Here is a 13,177-nt window from a genome sequence, read left to right on the forward strand (position 1 = left end):
TTCACTCGTCTACGTGCTCACTCTCGCAATATCGTTGATGGTCGATCCCCTTGGGCCACAGCCGCTCCCGCACCCGTGAGTAGCGGGCGACCAGCGCCGGGTCGGTAGTGATCGACAACCCCGTGAACGCCCCGTCCTCGGCGAAAGTGTTGAAGGCGACCGTGTTCGTGTCGAACAGCCAGTAATCGTCGTAGGGCAGATCGGCGGGATCGACCAGATGTCGCGGCAGCCAGCGCACCGCCTCGCCGGTGGCGATGTTGTCGTCGGTCGCCGACAACAGCCACCGGGTGTAGTCCGTGTGCGGCACCGTCACGACGCGTAGTCGTTCGAGCGCGACCCCGCGACCGGCTGACTCGACCATCAGAGCATCCCAGGCTTTCCACGACTCGGGCTGTTCCTCTCGCTCGTACGCTACTCCGGCATCGAAGCGGCGCAACGCCTCCTGTTCGTCGTCCATCCGGTACTGATCCCGAACCTCCAGATGGAACGCGCGGAACCGAGCCGCCCGGAACAGCGGCTCGTAACAGCGGTCGCCGACGACGTGCAGCATCAGCGCACCACCACGGCGGTTTCGTGACATTCGAGAGTCAGCTGGGCGAGCAACTCGGGATCGGTGACCGGTTCCCCGGCCACCAGTACCGATCCACAGGTTCCGCTCGCCTCCACCCGTAGCCGCATCCCCGGCTCCAGCCAGTCCAGCAGCTGGTGCGGCACCAGGACCGTCCCGGTGCGGTCGGTGGCATCGCCCTGCACCACGAGCACGCCGGTGTCGCTCGCGTACACGGCGGGACAAGCTCCATGATCGGATCCGGATCCGAGAAGTCGCAGGTTCATAGCTGATCCTTTGCGAGAGCTGGCGGACGATGTCGTGCAATCGTCCCTACCGGAGGCTCTGCGGGTCAACGCACTTCGCAAAGTCGCGCAAAGTCGTGGCGGCGGTACCGCTCGGCTTCTACCGTCGATTCGGCAACTCGGGGCCACGGCGCCGGCGTCGATCCCGGGCTGCCTTTCTCCCCCGAGGGAAAGGGCTCCGACATGATTAGACGACCCAGGACTGCCGCCGATTTCGCGGTGCTGGGTGTGCTGGCGCCAGGCGGATTGCTCACCGTCGAGCAACTGGCGCAGCAGGCGCGACTGACCGCATGGTCGGTACGCAGCGCATTGCTGCGGCTGCAGTCGCGCGGTTTGATCATGGACTGCCGCCACCGCGGTCGCTGGACCATCACGCAGCGCGGCCGCGGCGAATGGGCCGCGAAGGGACGCCGATTCACCTTGTGAGCCGAGGCGGGACGGCTTCGCTCGGATCGCCGATAAGGTGCGGGTGGCCGGATCGGCGTCGCGTACGACCAATGGACGTTTAGCATTCCGGTATGGACCGCCGGAGGTGGCTGAGGGCCGCACTGTGTTCGGTCGTGCTGAGCGCCGGTGGATGTATCGGGGCGGTCGACCGCGGCGACTTCGAACAGGATTTGCGGGCGCGGGGCGGCGGACTGGTGAACGGGCTGGCCGATTCGGCGATCACCGCGGTGCGAGAGCATCTGGGAATCGCCGACTTCCAGGCGAATGTCATCCTGCTGACCGCGCCGAATTCCACCCGGTTCCGCCTGGTGTCGGTCGATCAGCCGGACCAGGTGACTCGATTCCTCTCGGCTCGGCCGGATCTCACCGCACGGCAAGCGGCCGTTCGACTGCGCGTGCGCGATCCGGACGGATCCCGCCGCCTCGACGACTACTCGTTCACCCTCGGTGCGCTCGGCGCGCCGCAACCCGTGCGGGTTTCGGCCTTCGACGACATCGACGGTGAGAACTTCGCGATCGGCGAGGTGCCGGGACTCGGGCGGATCGAGGACATCGTCGATACCGCGCTGGTTCGCAGCGAACTCGCCGACGGTCAGGTCACCGTGATCATCGTCAGCCGCTTCGGCCGGGATATCCGGATCGTCGCGAACGTCACCTCCCCGCGGACGGACATGGTCGCCGAGTTCGACCGCACCGGCGCGTTCCTCCGAATCCGGCAGATGTAAGGCCATGGCGAGACCGCTCACCACCGCTTTGTCGACCGGTGTCGGCGTCGGCATGTTCAGCATCGTGATACCCGTGGCGATCTGGCCCGGCGAAGCGGAACTCACCGCGCCACTGTTCTGTGCGGACCCCTACCGCGAACCCGTAGTGGTGTCCGACACCTACCATGACTCCGAGGGCACCTCGGTCGACTACACCCTCTACTGCGTCACCGACCGTGGCGCGGTCACCGACGAGGGATTCTTCCTGCCGTTCCTCGTCCTGATGGCGGTACACGTCGCGATCATCACCGCCGTGGCCTTCCTTGCCGGATGCTGGAGCCGTCGCAGCAGCGCGCCCCCGGTCGATCCGCAGACCACGGCATTCGAACCACCTGTCCACGGATCGCGCGAGCCCGACCCCCTCTGATCACGCCTGGCCGACCGACCCCGGCGGCCCGGAAGCGGTGCCGTGGCGGCCTACTGCTCGGCACGGCGACCGCCGAGACGGCTGTGCCGGGATTATCGCGGTGGCATGGGCAAGCGGCAGATTACTGTCCGGGCCTGCACTGCGGCGGCGGGCCGTCCGGGTGATCGCCGGGCGGCGGGCCATCGGGGTGATCGCCCGGAGGCGGGCCGTCCGGACGCTCGCCGGGCGGCGGACCCTGCGGGTGATCGCCAGGAGGCTGGCACTGCTGTCCCGGCACCGGTCCCTGAGAAGGGTCGGCGCCGGCCACACCGGCCCCGATGCCGAGCGCACCGAGCGCGAGGGCCCCCGTCACGGCGGTCATTGCCAGCTTCGATGTGAAGCTCATCTGCGTTCCTCCTGTTGTCGGATCAGGTCCGAAGCCGTCGGCCCCTGCTCGAGGCCGACCCGAGAATCGTTGAGCGTCAACATTTGTCCTTCGTGGGCGGAAGCTATGTGCCGGCTGTGAACCGCGGCGCGGGCCCGGTTGCGCCGAGCCCGTGCTCACAGCGGACACATAGGTACGGCACAGCGAGCCCCAAGCGTTCGTGGCCATGGTGGGACGATGTCCGCGACGACCACCGGGAACGGCCCGGCCGAACGAGTTGTCCTGCGCCGCGTCGACGGCAGCCCGATCACCGTCCTGGTGGTCGACGACGAGCCCGTGCTGGCCGAGATGATGTCGATGGCGCTGCGGTACGAGGGGTGGGAGGTCACGACCGCCGGAGACGGCCGGACCGCCATCGCCAAGGCCCGTGAGGCCCGCCCGGACGTGGTGGTGCTCGATGTGATGCTGCCGGACATGACCGGTCTCGAAGTACTCGGAAAACTGCGCGCGCAGCTCCCGTCCCTGCCGGTGCTCCTGCTGACGGCCAAGGATTCGGTGGAGGATCGCATCGCCGGGCTGACCGCCGGTGGCGACGACTACGTCACCAAGCCCTTCAGCATCGAAGAGGTGGTGCTGCGGCTGCGTTCGCTCCTGCGCCGCACCGGCGTGGCCACCGAGGACAGCGACGCGCAGCTGGTGGTCGGTGACCTCGTGCTCGACGAAGACAGTCACGAGGTCACCCGTGCCGGTGAGGTGATCGTCCTGACCTCCACCGAATTCGAATTGCTGCGGTACTTCATGCGCAATCCGAAGCGGGTCTTGAGCAAAGCGCAGATCTTGGACCGAGTGTGGAGTTACGACTTCGGCGGCCGGTCCAACATCGTCGAGCTGTATGTCTCCTATCTGCGCAAGAAGATCGACAACGGCCGCGCACCGATGATCCACACGCTGCGCGGCGCCGGGTATGTCCTCAAGCCCGCAGGCTGAGGCGGCGCGCCGGGTGCTTCGGCCACGGCGCTGGTCGTTGCGGGCCCGCCTGCTGGTCGGTCAGGTGTTGTTGCTGGTGATCGTCGTCGTCGGGATCGGCGCCGCCACCGAATTCGCGCTGCGGCAGTTCCTGGTGCACCAATTGGACACCGAACTGATCGACGTGCAGAAGCGCTCGCTCGGTGATGTCGGCGGCGGTCCGAGTCTCGGGCCACCCCCCAGCGGGCAGCCGCCACCGCCACCACCGCCTCTTCCACCCCCTGGCACCGGTCCGGGACCGGCCTTCCTCGACCGGCGGGGCATCCAGCCCGACATGATCGGCGCCATCGTGCACGAAGGAAGCGTCACCAAAGCGGGCCGCGTGGGCGCCGACGGCACACAGGGGTCGCTGTCACGGCGCGCGCAACAGCAACTCGCCGCGGTGGCCGCCACCGGCAGACCGGTGGATGTCGCTCTCGGCGGCCAGGGCCGGTATCGAGTGGTCGCGGACAAGACCTGGTCGGGCGACGTCGTCATCACCGGTTTGCCGTTGACCACTGTCGACGCGACGTTGCTGCGCGTCCTGCTGATCCTGGGAATCGTCACGGCGGTCGTGTCGATCGTCGCCATACTGGTCGGCATCTGGCTCATCCGGCACGCGCTCGCGCCGCTGGACCGGGTCGCGGCGACGGCCGCGCGGGTGGCCGGCCTCGAACTCGGTCGCGGTGAAGTGGTCCTGCCCGTGCGGGTTCCGGCCGCCGACGCCGATCCGCGCACCGAGGTCGGCCAGCTCGGCTCGGCGGTCAACCGGATGCTCGATCACATCACCGGCGCGTTGTCCGCGCGCCACGACAGCGAGACGCGGGTCCGGCAATTCCTCGCCGACGCCAGTCACGAACTGCGCACCCCGCTGGCCGCCATTCGCGGTTATGCCGAACTGGCGCAACGCAAACGCGCGGAGGTGCCCGGTGAGGTGGCCAACGCGATGGCCCGGGTGGAGTCCGAATCCCGGCGGATGACGGGTTTGGTGGAGGACATGCTGCTGCTCGCGCGGTTGGATTCCGGCCGCGGACTCGAACACGAGCCGGTGGATCTGACCCAGCTCACGGTGGACGCGGTGAGCGACGCGCACATCGCGGGGCCCGAGCATCGCTGGGATCTGGAGCTACCCGACGAGCCGGTAATGACCACCGGTGACGCTGCCCGGCTGCATCAGGTGCTGGCGAATCTGCTGACCAACGCCCGGGTCCATACCGGCCCCGGCACAACGGTGCTCACCTCGCTGAACTTCCACGGCGACGGAGGAGCCGTTCTACAGGTGACCGACGATGGTCCGGGCATACCGGAAGCTCTGCAGCCCACGGTTTTTCACCGTTTCGCGCGCGGCGACTCCTCGCGCTCGCGGCGGGCGGGCAGCACCGGCCTCGGCCTGGCGATCGTCGCGGCCGTCGTCAAGGCGCACGGCGGTGACATCTCGGTGGCCAGCGAACCCGGCCACACCGAATTCACCGTGCGCCTGCCCGGTTCCGCGCACTGATCGGCCTGTCAGCCGCATCAATGCCTGTTGAGAACAGCGCAACGTCGTGGTTGTGCCTACGCTGCCGGTTCGTTCGTCACGGGTACACGATGCTCTTCGCGCCCACCATGCGCACCAGGCTGAAGATGGGCAGCCCGATCACCAAATGCTCGATCCCCGTCGAGATACCCACCCACAGGTCACTGGACAGGGCCAGTGGAATGATCACCGCCGCGGCGGTGAGGATTCCCACGATCCAGCTGAAGAACAGTTCCGGTGACGGAGTGCCCAGCCGAAGCAGATACCAGAGCACCCCGCCCAGCAGAGCGCAGATGAAGGCCACCACCGCGAACCAGTACGCGTCCTGGGCCATCGGGTTCCACACCCCGAAATTGCCGCTCTCGCTCACCCTGGTTGCGATGATTTCGATGATCCAGGCGCACAGCCAAGCCGCCAGCGCGGTCACCACCGCCGCCGCGATCACACCGCCGGTGAACATGCCGATGTTGACCTCCGGCCCCTGCTGCGCCCGGGATCGCTGCTGGTCCGGATGATCGGACTGCTGATACGCGCTGTATTCGGGCTCCCGGCCGTAGCCGGCGCCCTGGCCGTATCCGGGATCCCGGCCCTGCCCAGGGCTTTGGCTGTACCCGTGATCTTGGCCGTATCCGGGATCACGGTAATTCCCCGGCTGATAACCGGCTTCGTAACGTGCGGTGTGCTGGTCGCGCGGATCCATGGGATTCAACCGCCGATCACCTCCGTCGAAAGCGTGTGTGTGCGTCGAGTGTAGGGCCGGACCGGACACGCCGCTGCCCCCTGTCCCACTCCGCTCGGCCCGTGAGCCGGCCGCGGAAGGTAGCCGCGCTCGGACGAATCCCACCGTCTCTCAACGGGCTTACATCTGCTCGCGTCCGGCGCGACCGGGCCTGCCGTTGCCGCTGCTCGCTGAACGGCGGTCGACCAGCGAAAACCGCTACGTCGGTCCGGAGCGCAGTGACCCACCCGACAGTGCATTCTGGAATGATTCCAATAAAGCGACGGTTGGTCCTACTGAAGGATTCCGAAAGGAGTACAACCATGACTGCCGCACCCCGGACCGAGCAGCGGACCAATCGCCGCCTCGCCGACGATGTCCGGAATTTCACCGCCTCCCCCCGGCTGGCCGCAGACCTACAGCGCGTGCTCGTCGATCTCATCGAGCTGCATCTGCAAGGCAAGCAGGCGCACTGGAACGTCGTCGGGACCAACTTCCGCGACCTGCACCTACAGCTCGATGAACTCGTCGACGCGGCCCGCGAGAGCAGCGACACCATCGCCGAGCGGATGCGAGCCCTCGACGCCGTCCCGGACGGGCGTTCCGACACCGTCGCCGCGACGACGAGCCTGCCGCCCTTTCCCGCCCAAGAGGTGAACACCACCGACGTCGTCGATTTGATCACGACGCGGACCTACGCGGCGATCGACACCATCCGCGACGTGCACGACGCCGTGGACGCCGAGGACCCCAGCACCAGCGATCTGCTGCATCAGGTGATCGCCTCGCTGGAGAAGCTGGCGTGGATGATCAAGTCGGAGAACCGCGGCAGCTGACCGCCCGCCCCGCCGCGCGCTGCTCGCTCGCGGCGGGTCCGCCTCAGAAGTGCGCGGCGCCGCCGTCGATGGACAGCGGCACCGCGGTGATGTACTTCGATTCGTCGCCGACCAGGAAGAGCACCGTGTCGGCGATCTCCTCGGCGGTCGCGGCCCAGCGCGGCAGGAACGGGGTGCCCATCCCGTTGAGCAGCGGGTTGGTCTCCCCCGCCGCGGCGAGCGCGGACTGCATGTCACCGGAACCCATGGGCGTGTTCACCCCGCCGGGATGGATGCTGTTGACCCGGATCTCGTACTTGCCGAGTTCGGCGGCGAAGGCCCGCGCCATCCCGGTCACCGCGTGCTTGCTGGCGGTGTAGTGCACCATGAACGGCTGCATCTTCACCCCGGCGTAGGAGCTGGTGAGCACGATCGAGCCGCCGCGGCCGCCCGCGATGACGTGCGGGGCGGCGACCATGACCGTGTTCCAGACTCCGATCACGTTGGTGTCGATGGTGTCCCGGAACGCCTGGGGGGTGATTTTGTCCCATGCGGCCGGGATACAGATGCCCGCATTGGCGATCACGATGTCGAGTCTGCCCAGTTCGGCGACCGCGGCATCGGTGGCCGCGCGCAAGGCATCGATATCGCGCACGTCGGCGATGGTGGCGACGATCCGTCCGCCGGCCTCCTTCACCTGCCGCACGGTCTCGTCCAGGTCGTCGGGGGTGGGCGAGTCGTAGGGCACGCCGGGCAGCGGCCCGGCCAGGTCGATCGCGATGATGTCGGCGCCCTCCTGGGCCAGCCGTACCGCGTGTGCCCGGCCCTGACCGCGCGCCGCGCCGGTGATCAGCGCGACCTTGCCTGCTACACGTCCTGCCATGACGGATCCTCTCAGATGCGAAGAAACGACGGGTCCGGGGTGAACCCGCCGGGGACGGTGACCGGCGCGGCGAGCATCCCGGCCGCGGCGTCGGTGAGGAAACAGCCCAATGCCGCCCAGTCGGGCTCCCGCTCCCCCGCCGCGACCTCCGCTTCGTAGGCGGCACAGACCTCGAACACCATCCGGGTGAGAATCCAGCCGCGCCCGTCCAGCACTCGTCGGTCGATGGACCGCAACCGTTCCCGGGTCGCCGCCATGATCGTGTCGGTGGCCGCGCGCCCGCCGATCGGCCGCTCCAGCAGCGCCGCCGTCGACGGCGTGGCGCGCACCTGGTTGACGAACCGCGCCCGCCACGACGGTGCGGGCCGGTCGGCCAGGCTGCGGACGGCCGGGACGATCAGGCAGCGCAGTAGTTCCACCAGGGTGGGCTCCGGTCCGAGCGCGGCGAGCATGCCGGCCCGCATCGGCTCGGACTGCTCGGTGTAGCGGTCCAGCATGGCGCCGATCAGTCCGTCCCGATCGCCGAAGTGGTAGGCGACCGCGGAGTGGTTGGCATTGCCCGCGTGCTCGGCGATACGCCGGCTGGAGACCTGGTCGACGCCGTAGCGGCCGTACAGTTCCTCGGCCGCGTCCATCAGAGCCCGCCGGGCCGCGTCGCTGTGCCGTGCCATCTGTCTCCGCTCTTCGTCACCGGCGAGATTAAGTCAGGTGACGTAATTTGTCGAGGGCCACCGACGAGACCAGCGCCCCGAGGCCGCATCTACTCGACGGGTTACCCGTCTTTCGGATACGACCCGGCGCTATGTGACTGAATATTCACGCAATATAGGAGGATTGGAACCGTCGGCGACGCGCTGGCGCCGCAGGTTCCGCCACTCCTGGCGCAGGACAGCTTCGACACGCGTTGAACCGGGCGTATGCGCTGATTAGAGCGCGTCGGCCACTCGCCGCAATGAGCCGCCGCCTACGCCTCCGGACCCGGCAGCTTTGCGATTTCGCGCACAATCCGGCACGGATGCGCGTTACGATGTGAACAATGATTCACGGACATAGGAGCGCGATGATGCGTACCCCCCTTCGGCTCGCCGCCGCCTCGGCCGCAGCGGCGACTCTCGTCGTCACCGCGGCCGGCGCGACGGCCGAAACGATCAGCGCCGCCCCGGTGACCACCGTCGCGGCCGGAACCGGCTCGTCGGCGGCGGACTCCGGATCGGCGGCGGCGCGCACGGGTTTGTACTACCTCGAGCGCGGCGACATCATCGGCATCCTCGTGCTCATGGTCGCCGCCCCTTTGCAGATATTGACCAGTGGAATCTGCGACCTGGCCACGATGTCCGCGCTTCCGAGTCCGTGCGTCGCAGGGCCCCAGTGAACCGCACCCGGCTCCCGTTCAGAAGCGTGGCCGAGTGCATGAACAGGGTTGGCGGGCAGAGTTTCTGACGCGCGAGGTCTCCGGTGGCGGGTGATCGACCGGCTCCGGCTCCGGAGGCCTCGGGACCAGCCCGGCGGGTTCGACGATATCGACCGACCGCCGGCACTCCGAGATCGCCGCTGGATGGCTTCTCCCGGTTTGTCCTGCACACCAAGGGGTAGGCGATGGTCGCGACAGCGACGATCCAACCCCTTCAGGAGAACCACCCATGAATCGACCCCGCGACACCGCCGACGAGGCAGACTCGCACGAAACCTCGGATGCCCGAGAAAAGAGCATTCTCGAGGGCCGATCCGAGGCGTCCGGCAACCTGGCGGGCCCAGGTCCGCACAGCGACCGAGACGAAGACCCCGATACGTGATCCGCGACCAGAGCACGAGGCGGTCACCGAGAATCTGCGCCACAGGGCGCAGGTGACTACGAACTGAAGCTGCAGTCAGCCCGCGGTCACCCCCTGCTGGAGCCGATAGAGAACACCGTGTCGATGAGCCGGCCAAACCGGCGGGTGAGCCCCTCGGCCGACTCCTCCGGATGTTCCCGGGCCCAAGCCATGATCGCGTCCACCGCGGCTGTCCAGATCCGGGCGAGCGCGTCGATGTCCTTCTCGTCGGTGTCACCGACCTCGTGCAGGAATCGGCGTACTCCCGCGGCCGCGTGGTTCGCGATCCGTTCCCGGTAGGCGTGGGCCGATTCGCCCGCGCCACCGGCATCGGGAGCGGTGGGGTCGTGGATGATGCGCCAAGCGGTGCGGTCCGGGCCGAGAGTGTCGAAGATGCCGCGCAGCGCGTTCGCCGGTACGGCGAAAAACTCCGCCTCGCCGCCCATTTCGAGATCCAGGCGTTCGAGCAGCGGCTCCCCCACGATGGTCAGGCATTCGGCGTACAGCTGCTCCTTCGAGACGAAGTGCTGATACACCAGCGCTTTGGAGATACCCGCGCGCGCCGCGATGGAGACCATCGACACTCCCGCGAATCCGTGCTCGGCGAACTCCCGCAAGGCGGCCGCCAGAATCTCTTGGCGTCGATCGTCGGAGGGCATGCCCTTGGTTCCCAGACCCGCGGCCGTTGACATGGCCTCGAACTTACCTTACGGTCACTTCAACGGAAGTGACCGTAAGGTCATATCAAGGGTGTGGGAGGAACCAGGCCATGTCCCTGTGGCAACAGATCAATCAACCGGTAACCTACGCCATCCCGTTCTTCGTCCTGGCCATGGTGCTCGAGATCGCCGCCCTGCGCGGGCACGACGACCTGGCCGGCTATGCGAAGGTCGATGCCCGCGCCAGCCTGATCATGGGGGCGGTATCCGTATTCATCAGTGGCGCGGCGAAATTCGCCGCACTGATCGCCTACGCGGCGCTGTACGTGCGCGCACCGTGGCAGCTCGATCCGCGCGATCCGCTGGCATGGGTCGCGGTCATGGTCGGCGTTGACCTGCTCTGGTATCTCTACCACCGGGTCTCCCACCGCGTCCGGCTGGTCTGGGCCGCGCATCAGGTGCACCACAACAGCCGGTACTTCAACTACGCGACAGCGCTGCGGCAGAAGTGGAATCCGTGGTTCGAACTGCTCTTCTGGACGCCGCTGCCCCTGCTGGGCGTACCGCCGTGGATGGTGTTCACGGCCTGGTCGTTCAATCTCGTCTACCAGTTCTGGGTGCACACCGAGACCATCGGGAAACTGCCGCGGTGGTTCGAGTTCGTGTTCAACACTCCCTCCCACCACCGCGTGCACCACGCCAGCGATCCGGAATACCTCGACAAGAACTACGGCGGAATCCTCATCCTCTGGGACCGCGTGTTCGGGAGCTTCCGCGCCGAAACGTTCCGTCCGACCTACGGACTCACCAAGAACATCGAAAGCACCGATATCCTCACGCTGCAGTACTACCAATTCGGCGCGCTGTGGCGTGACCTCCGCTCCACGCGGCGCGTACGCGACTGGCTCGGCTACACCTTCGGACCTCCCGGCTGGGAGCCCGGTGCGGGGGCGACACAGATCGCCACCCGAGCCGGCCTGGATTGAATTTCGCGATCGCGACCGAGCACAGGGTCACGGTCGGTCGATACCGGGCGTGATCACCTCCATGTGGCGGCGTTCTCGCGGGCGTAGGACTTCAGATCCCGTGCGGGGTGGCCGGTGAGCCGTTCGACCGTATCGGTCACCACGGCATTGCCGCCGTCGCGGATCAACCGGAACAGGGCCAGCTGCCAGATGATCGAGCGTTCGTCCAGACCGGCTTCGCGCAGCCCGTCGGCGAACCGGTCGGCGGTGATGGCCCGGTAGCGCAGTTCCCGGCCCGCGGCTTCGCCCAAGGTTTCGGTGACCTGCCGGAGGGTCAGGACCTCCGGGCCGGTGAGGATGTGGACCTCTCCCCCATGTCCGTCCTCGGTGAGCGCGGCGGCGGCCACTTCCGCGATGTCCCGGGTGTCGACGAAGCCGACGACGGCATCGGCGGCCGGAAGCGCGAGTTCGCCGTTCTCGCGCAGGGACGCCGCGAAGCCCTCGCCGAAGTTCTGCTGGAACCAGTTCGGCCGCAGAATGATCCACTCCTTGCCCGAAGCGCGCACGTCCGCCTCCCAAGCGGCCATCGGAATCGCGTCGGGCAACTCGTCGACGCCCAGCACCGACAGCAGCACTACTTTGCGCACGTGCGCGGCGGCGGCCAGCAGCTCGCCGACGAGGCCGGGTTCGCCGGGCACGGCGTACGGGCCGACGACGTACACGACGTCGATGCCGTGCAGCGCGGGAGCCCAGGTGGAACGGTCGGCCCAGTCGAAACGCACCGGTTCGACCCCGGTGGTGGCCGCGACGGGGGTGCGGCTTGCCGCGCGCACGTGGACACCGCGGGCTACCAGCGCGTCCACCACGGGCCTACCGGTCTTGCCGGTCGCGCCGAGCACCAGAACAGTCATCGTATTTCTCCTCGGATCGGTTGTACCGGAAGAAATCTACGGATCATCACCCGGATGATGAATGCCTGAAAATCCGGAATACATGTCCTATAGTCCTGAACCTGTGGACGTTCTCTCCGACGCGCTCGCCGCCATGCGAACGGGCCGAACCCGCGCGGCCCGCACCGACGTACGAGCGCCGTGGGGCCTGCGCTTTTCCGCCGTCACCGGCACGACCTTCCACGTCGTGCTCAGCGGCACATGCTGGCTGCTGGCCGAGGGAACCCCGCCCCTCGCGCTGAGCCCGGGCGATGTGGTCTTCCTCCGCACAGGGAGCTCACACGCTCTCGCGGACAGCCCGCACACGCCGCTGATCGACTTCGCTCCCGAGCGCTCGGAACCGGATTCGCCGATCGGTCATGTCCGCGTGGACGGCACGGGAGCGCGGTCGATCCTGCTCTGTGGCGCATACCAGCTCGATCGAACGCGGCCGCATCCGCTGATGAAGGAATTGCCCGTGTTCCTGCACCTACCCGCCGGGAACGCGGAGCTCGGTCATCTCGTCGGCCTGCTGGCGACCGAATTCGACCGGGACCGGCCCGGCCGGGATGGCATCGTTCCCCCGCTGGTCGACGCGATGCTGCTCTACATTCTGCGCACCTGGGCCGACCAGCGCACCGATGCGCCGGGATGGGCGCGGGCGCTCGCCGACCGGGCGGTCGGCCAGGCGTTGCGCGATATGCACACCCACCCGGCCGCCCCCTGGACCGTGGAACAACTGGCGGCGCGAAACGGATTGTCCCGGTCGGTGTTCGCCCAGCGGTTCACCGCACTGGTGGGCGAACCTCCGGTGTCGTATCTCACCTGGTGGCGAATGACCAGCGCAGGCCGCATGCTCCGTGAATCCGACGCCCCGCTCAGGAATGTGGCCGCGCAGGTCGGCTACAGCTCCGAATTCGCCTTCGCCAAGGCGTTCAAGCGCGCCTACGGCGTCGCGCCGGGGACATACCGCCGCTCGGCGATGATCGATATGACGAGCGTTCCGACCCCAACCCTGGCCTGATCTCGAGATTCCTCGGCGCGGTCGAGGGTGTCGAACAAGACCTCGCCGGTGAGAATCC

18 protein-coding genes are annotated in these 13,177 nt (G+C 67.7%); 10 read left to right on the top strand and 8 right to left on the bottom strand.

Features of this window, described 5'->3' with window-relative positions; genetic code table 11:
* Position 1 precedes the first annotated feature (1 nt).
* On the bottom strand, positions 2-550 hold the full coding sequence (locus tag ABZ803_RS01100; protein ID WP_357031074.1) for a DUF6879 family protein: 549 nt from the start codon (positions 548-550) through the stop codon (positions 2-4).
* Entirely contained in the window at positions 550-834 is a 285-nt protein-coding gene (locus tag ABZ803_RS01105) for a hypothetical protein (RefSeq protein WP_157113886.1), read from the bottom strand. Before ABZ803_RS01105 ends, ABZ803_RS01100 begins: the two co-directional genes overlap by 1 nt.
* A gap of 201 nt (positions 835-1,035) precedes the next feature.
* On the opposite strand from ABZ803_RS01105, the gene ABZ803_RS01110 reads away from it, so the two are divergent.
* From ABZ803_RS01110 to ABZ803_RS01120, 3 genes are all read left to right on the top strand, one after another.
* On the top strand, positions 1,036-1,278 hold the full coding sequence (locus ABZ803_RS01110) for a GntR family transcriptional regulator (protein WP_062968982.1): 243 nt from the start codon (positions 1,036-1,038) through the stop codon (positions 1,276-1,278).
* A gap of 92 nt (positions 1,279-1,370) precedes the next feature.
* The gene (locus tag ABZ803_RS01115) at positions 1,371-2,024 is read left to right on the top strand and encodes a hypothetical protein (protein ID WP_357031078.1); all 654 of its coding nucleotides are present in this window, start codon (positions 1,371-1,373) and stop codon (positions 2,022-2,024) included.
* A 4-nt stretch (positions 2,025-2,028) separates the two neighbouring features.
* On the top strand, positions 2,029-2,430 hold the full coding sequence (locus ABZ803_RS01120; RefSeq protein WP_357031081.1) for a hypothetical protein: 402 nt from the start codon (positions 2,029-2,031) through the stop codon (positions 2,428-2,430).
* Positions 2,431-2,551: 121 nt separating this feature from the next.
* Here ABZ803_RS01120 and ABZ803_RS01125 read toward each other — a convergent pair whose 3' ends face one another.
* A complete protein-coding gene (locus ABZ803_RS01125; protein WP_357031084.1) occupies positions 2,552-2,815 on the bottom strand; it encodes a hypothetical protein in 264 nt (87 codons plus the stop codon).
* Between the two features lie 261 nt (positions 2,816-3,076).
* Here ABZ803_RS01125 and ABZ803_RS01130 point away from each other — a divergent pair, with 261 nt between their 5' ends.
* Together ABZ803_RS01130 and ABZ803_RS01135 are read left to right on the top strand one after the other, a co-directional pair.
* Positions 3,077-3,781, top strand: a complete 705-nt coding sequence (locus ABZ803_RS01130) for a response regulator transcription factor (protein WP_357032592.1) — start codon at positions 3,077-3,079, stop codon at positions 3,779-3,781.
* Entirely contained in the window at positions 3,759-5,297 is a 1,539-nt protein-coding gene (locus ABZ803_RS01135) for a HAMP domain-containing sensor histidine kinase (protein ID WP_357031087.1), read from the top strand. Before ABZ803_RS01130 ends, ABZ803_RS01135 begins: the two co-directional genes overlap by 23 nt.
* 76 nt (positions 5,298-5,373) lie before the next feature.
* Here ABZ803_RS01135 and ABZ803_RS01140 read toward each other — a convergent pair whose 3' ends face one another.
* Positions 5,374-6,015 (bottom strand): DUF6069 family protein, encoded by a 642-nt coding sequence (locus tag ABZ803_RS01140; protein WP_357032595.1) that lies wholly within the window; start codon positions 6,013-6,015, stop codon positions 5,374-5,376.
* 341 nt (positions 6,016-6,356) lie between these two features.
* Here ABZ803_RS01140 and ABZ803_RS01145 point away from each other — a divergent pair, with 341 nt between their 5' ends.
* Complete coding sequence (locus ABZ803_RS01145) at positions 6,357-6,869, top strand: DNA starvation/stationary phase protection protein (RefSeq protein ID WP_357031090.1); 513 nt, start codon at positions 6,357-6,359, stop codon at positions 6,867-6,869.
* A gap of 43 nt (positions 6,870-6,912) precedes the next feature.
* Here ABZ803_RS01145 and ABZ803_RS01150 read toward each other — a convergent pair whose 3' ends face one another.
* Both ABZ803_RS01150 and ABZ803_RS01155 read right to left on the bottom strand, forming a co-directional pair.
* Positions 6,913-7,731 carry a mycofactocin-coupled SDR family oxidoreductase gene (locus tag ABZ803_RS01150; RefSeq protein WP_357031093.1) on the bottom strand — a complete coding sequence of 273 codons (819 nt, stop codon included), beginning with the start codon at positions 7,729-7,731 and terminating at the stop codon, positions 6,913-6,915.
* Positions 7,732-7,742: 11 nt separating this feature from the next.
* Complete coding sequence (locus ABZ803_RS01155; protein ID WP_357031096.1) at positions 7,743-8,402, bottom strand: TetR family transcriptional regulator; 660 nt, start codon at positions 8,400-8,402, stop codon at positions 7,743-7,745.
* Positions 8,403-8,794: 392 nt separating this feature from the next.
* Here ABZ803_RS01155 and ABZ803_RS01160 point away from each other — a divergent pair, with 392 nt between their 5' ends.
* Both ABZ803_RS01160 and ABZ803_RS01165 read left to right on the top strand, forming a co-directional pair.
* Positions 8,795-9,103 carry a hypothetical protein gene (locus ABZ803_RS01160; protein WP_357031099.1) on the top strand — a complete coding sequence of 103 codons (309 nt, stop codon included), beginning with the start codon at positions 8,795-8,797 and terminating at the stop codon, positions 9,101-9,103.
* 268 nt (positions 9,104-9,371) lie between these two features.
* On the top strand, positions 9,372-9,524 hold the full coding sequence (locus ABZ803_RS01165; RefSeq protein WP_357031101.1) for a hypothetical protein: 153 nt from the start codon (positions 9,372-9,374) through the stop codon (positions 9,522-9,524).
* 86 nt (positions 9,525-9,610) lie between these two features.
* Here ABZ803_RS01165 and ABZ803_RS01170 read toward each other — a convergent pair whose 3' ends face one another.
* Positions 9,611-10,234, bottom strand: coding sequence for a helix-turn-helix domain-containing protein (locus ABZ803_RS01170; protein WP_357031103.1), 624 nt, complete (start codon positions 10,232-10,234; stop codon positions 9,611-9,613).
* 77 nt (positions 10,235-10,311) lie between these two features.
* On the opposite strand from ABZ803_RS01170, the gene ABZ803_RS01175 reads away from it, so the two are divergent.
* On the top strand, positions 10,312-11,187 hold the full coding sequence (locus ABZ803_RS01175; protein WP_357031105.1) for a sterol desaturase family protein: 876 nt from the start codon (positions 10,312-10,314) through the stop codon (positions 11,185-11,187).
* 53 nt (positions 11,188-11,240) lie between these two features.
* Here ABZ803_RS01175 and ABZ803_RS01180 read toward each other — a convergent pair whose 3' ends face one another.
* Complete coding sequence (locus tag ABZ803_RS01180; protein ID WP_357031108.1) at positions 11,241-12,077, bottom strand: NAD(P)H-binding protein; 837 nt, start codon at positions 12,075-12,077, stop codon at positions 11,241-11,243.
* Positions 12,078-12,138: 61 nt separating this feature from the next.
* Between ABZ803_RS01180 and ABZ803_RS01185 the strand changes: the two genes are divergently transcribed.
* On the top strand, positions 12,139-13,119 hold the full coding sequence (locus ABZ803_RS01185; protein ID WP_357031111.1) for an AraC family transcriptional regulator: 981 nt from the start codon (positions 12,139-12,141) through the stop codon (positions 13,117-13,119).
* Positions 13,120-13,177 lie beyond the last annotated feature (58 nt).

This window comes from Nocardia sp. NPDC047648 (genome assembly GCF_040642815.1).
GTDB lineage: Bacteria > Actinomycetota > Actinomycetes > Mycobacteriales > Mycobacteriaceae > Nocardia > Nocardia gamkensis.

Coding starts and splice junctions, on each gene's coding strand:
- ABZ803_RS01110 (WP_062968982.1), top strand. CDS start 1,036: ATGATTAGACGACCCAGGACTGCCGCCGATTTCGCGGTGCTGGGTGTG.
- ABZ803_RS01160 (WP_357031099.1), top strand. CDS start 8,795: ATGCGTACCCCCCTTCGGCTCGCCGCCGCCTCGGCCGCAGCGGCGACT.
- ABZ803_RS01185 (WP_357031111.1), top strand. CDS start 12,139: ATGCCTGAAAATCCGGAATACATGTCCTATAGTCCTGAACCTGTGGAC.
- ABZ803_RS01105 (WP_157113886.1), bottom strand. CDS start 834: ATGAACCTGCGACTTCTCGGATCCGGATCCGATCATGGAGCTTGTCCC.
- ABZ803_RS01150 (WP_357031093.1), bottom strand. CDS start 7,731: ATGGCAGGACGTGTAGCAGGCAAGGTCGCGCTGATCACCGGCGCGGCG.
- ABZ803_RS01100 (WP_357031074.1), bottom strand. CDS start 550: ATGCTGCACGTCGTCGGCGACCGCTGTTACGAGCCGCTGTTCCGGGCG.
- ABZ803_RS01155 (WP_357031096.1), bottom strand. CDS start 8,402: ATGGCACGGCACAGCGACGCGGCCCGGCGGGCTCTGATGGACGCGGCC.
- ABZ803_RS01175 (WP_357031105.1), top strand. CDS start 10,312: ATGTCCCTGTGGCAACAGATCAATCAACCGGTAACCTACGCCATCCCG.
- ABZ803_RS01145 (WP_357031090.1), top strand. CDS start 6,357: ATGACTGCCGCACCCCGGACCGAGCAGCGGACCAATCGCCGCCTCGCC.
- ABZ803_RS01140 (WP_357032595.1), bottom strand. CDS start 6,015: ATGGATCCGCGCGACCAGCACACCGCACGTTACGAAGCCGGTTATCAG.
- ABZ803_RS01180 (WP_357031108.1), bottom strand. CDS start 12,077: ATGACTGTTCTGGTGCTCGGCGCGACCGGCAAGACCGGTAGGCCCGTG.
- ABZ803_RS01120 (WP_357031081.1), top strand. CDS start 2,029: ATGGCGAGACCGCTCACCACCGCTTTGTCGACCGGTGTCGGCGTCGGC.
- ABZ803_RS01135 (WP_357031087.1), top strand. CDS start 3,759: ATGTCCTCAAGCCCGCAGGCTGAGGCGGCGCGCCGGGTGCTTCGGCCA.
- ABZ803_RS01165 (WP_357031101.1), top strand. CDS start 9,372: ATGAATCGACCCCGCGACACCGCCGACGAGGCAGACTCGCACGAAACC.
- ABZ803_RS01115 (WP_357031078.1), top strand. CDS start 1,371: ATGGACCGCCGGAGGTGGCTGAGGGCCGCACTGTGTTCGGTCGTGCTG.
- ABZ803_RS01125 (WP_357031084.1), bottom strand. CDS start 2,815: ATGAGCTTCACATCGAAGCTGGCAATGACCGCCGTGACGGGGGCCCTC.
- ABZ803_RS01170 (WP_357031103.1), bottom strand. CDS start 10,234: ATGTCAACGGCCGCGGGTCTGGGAACCAAGGGCATGCCCTCCGACGAT.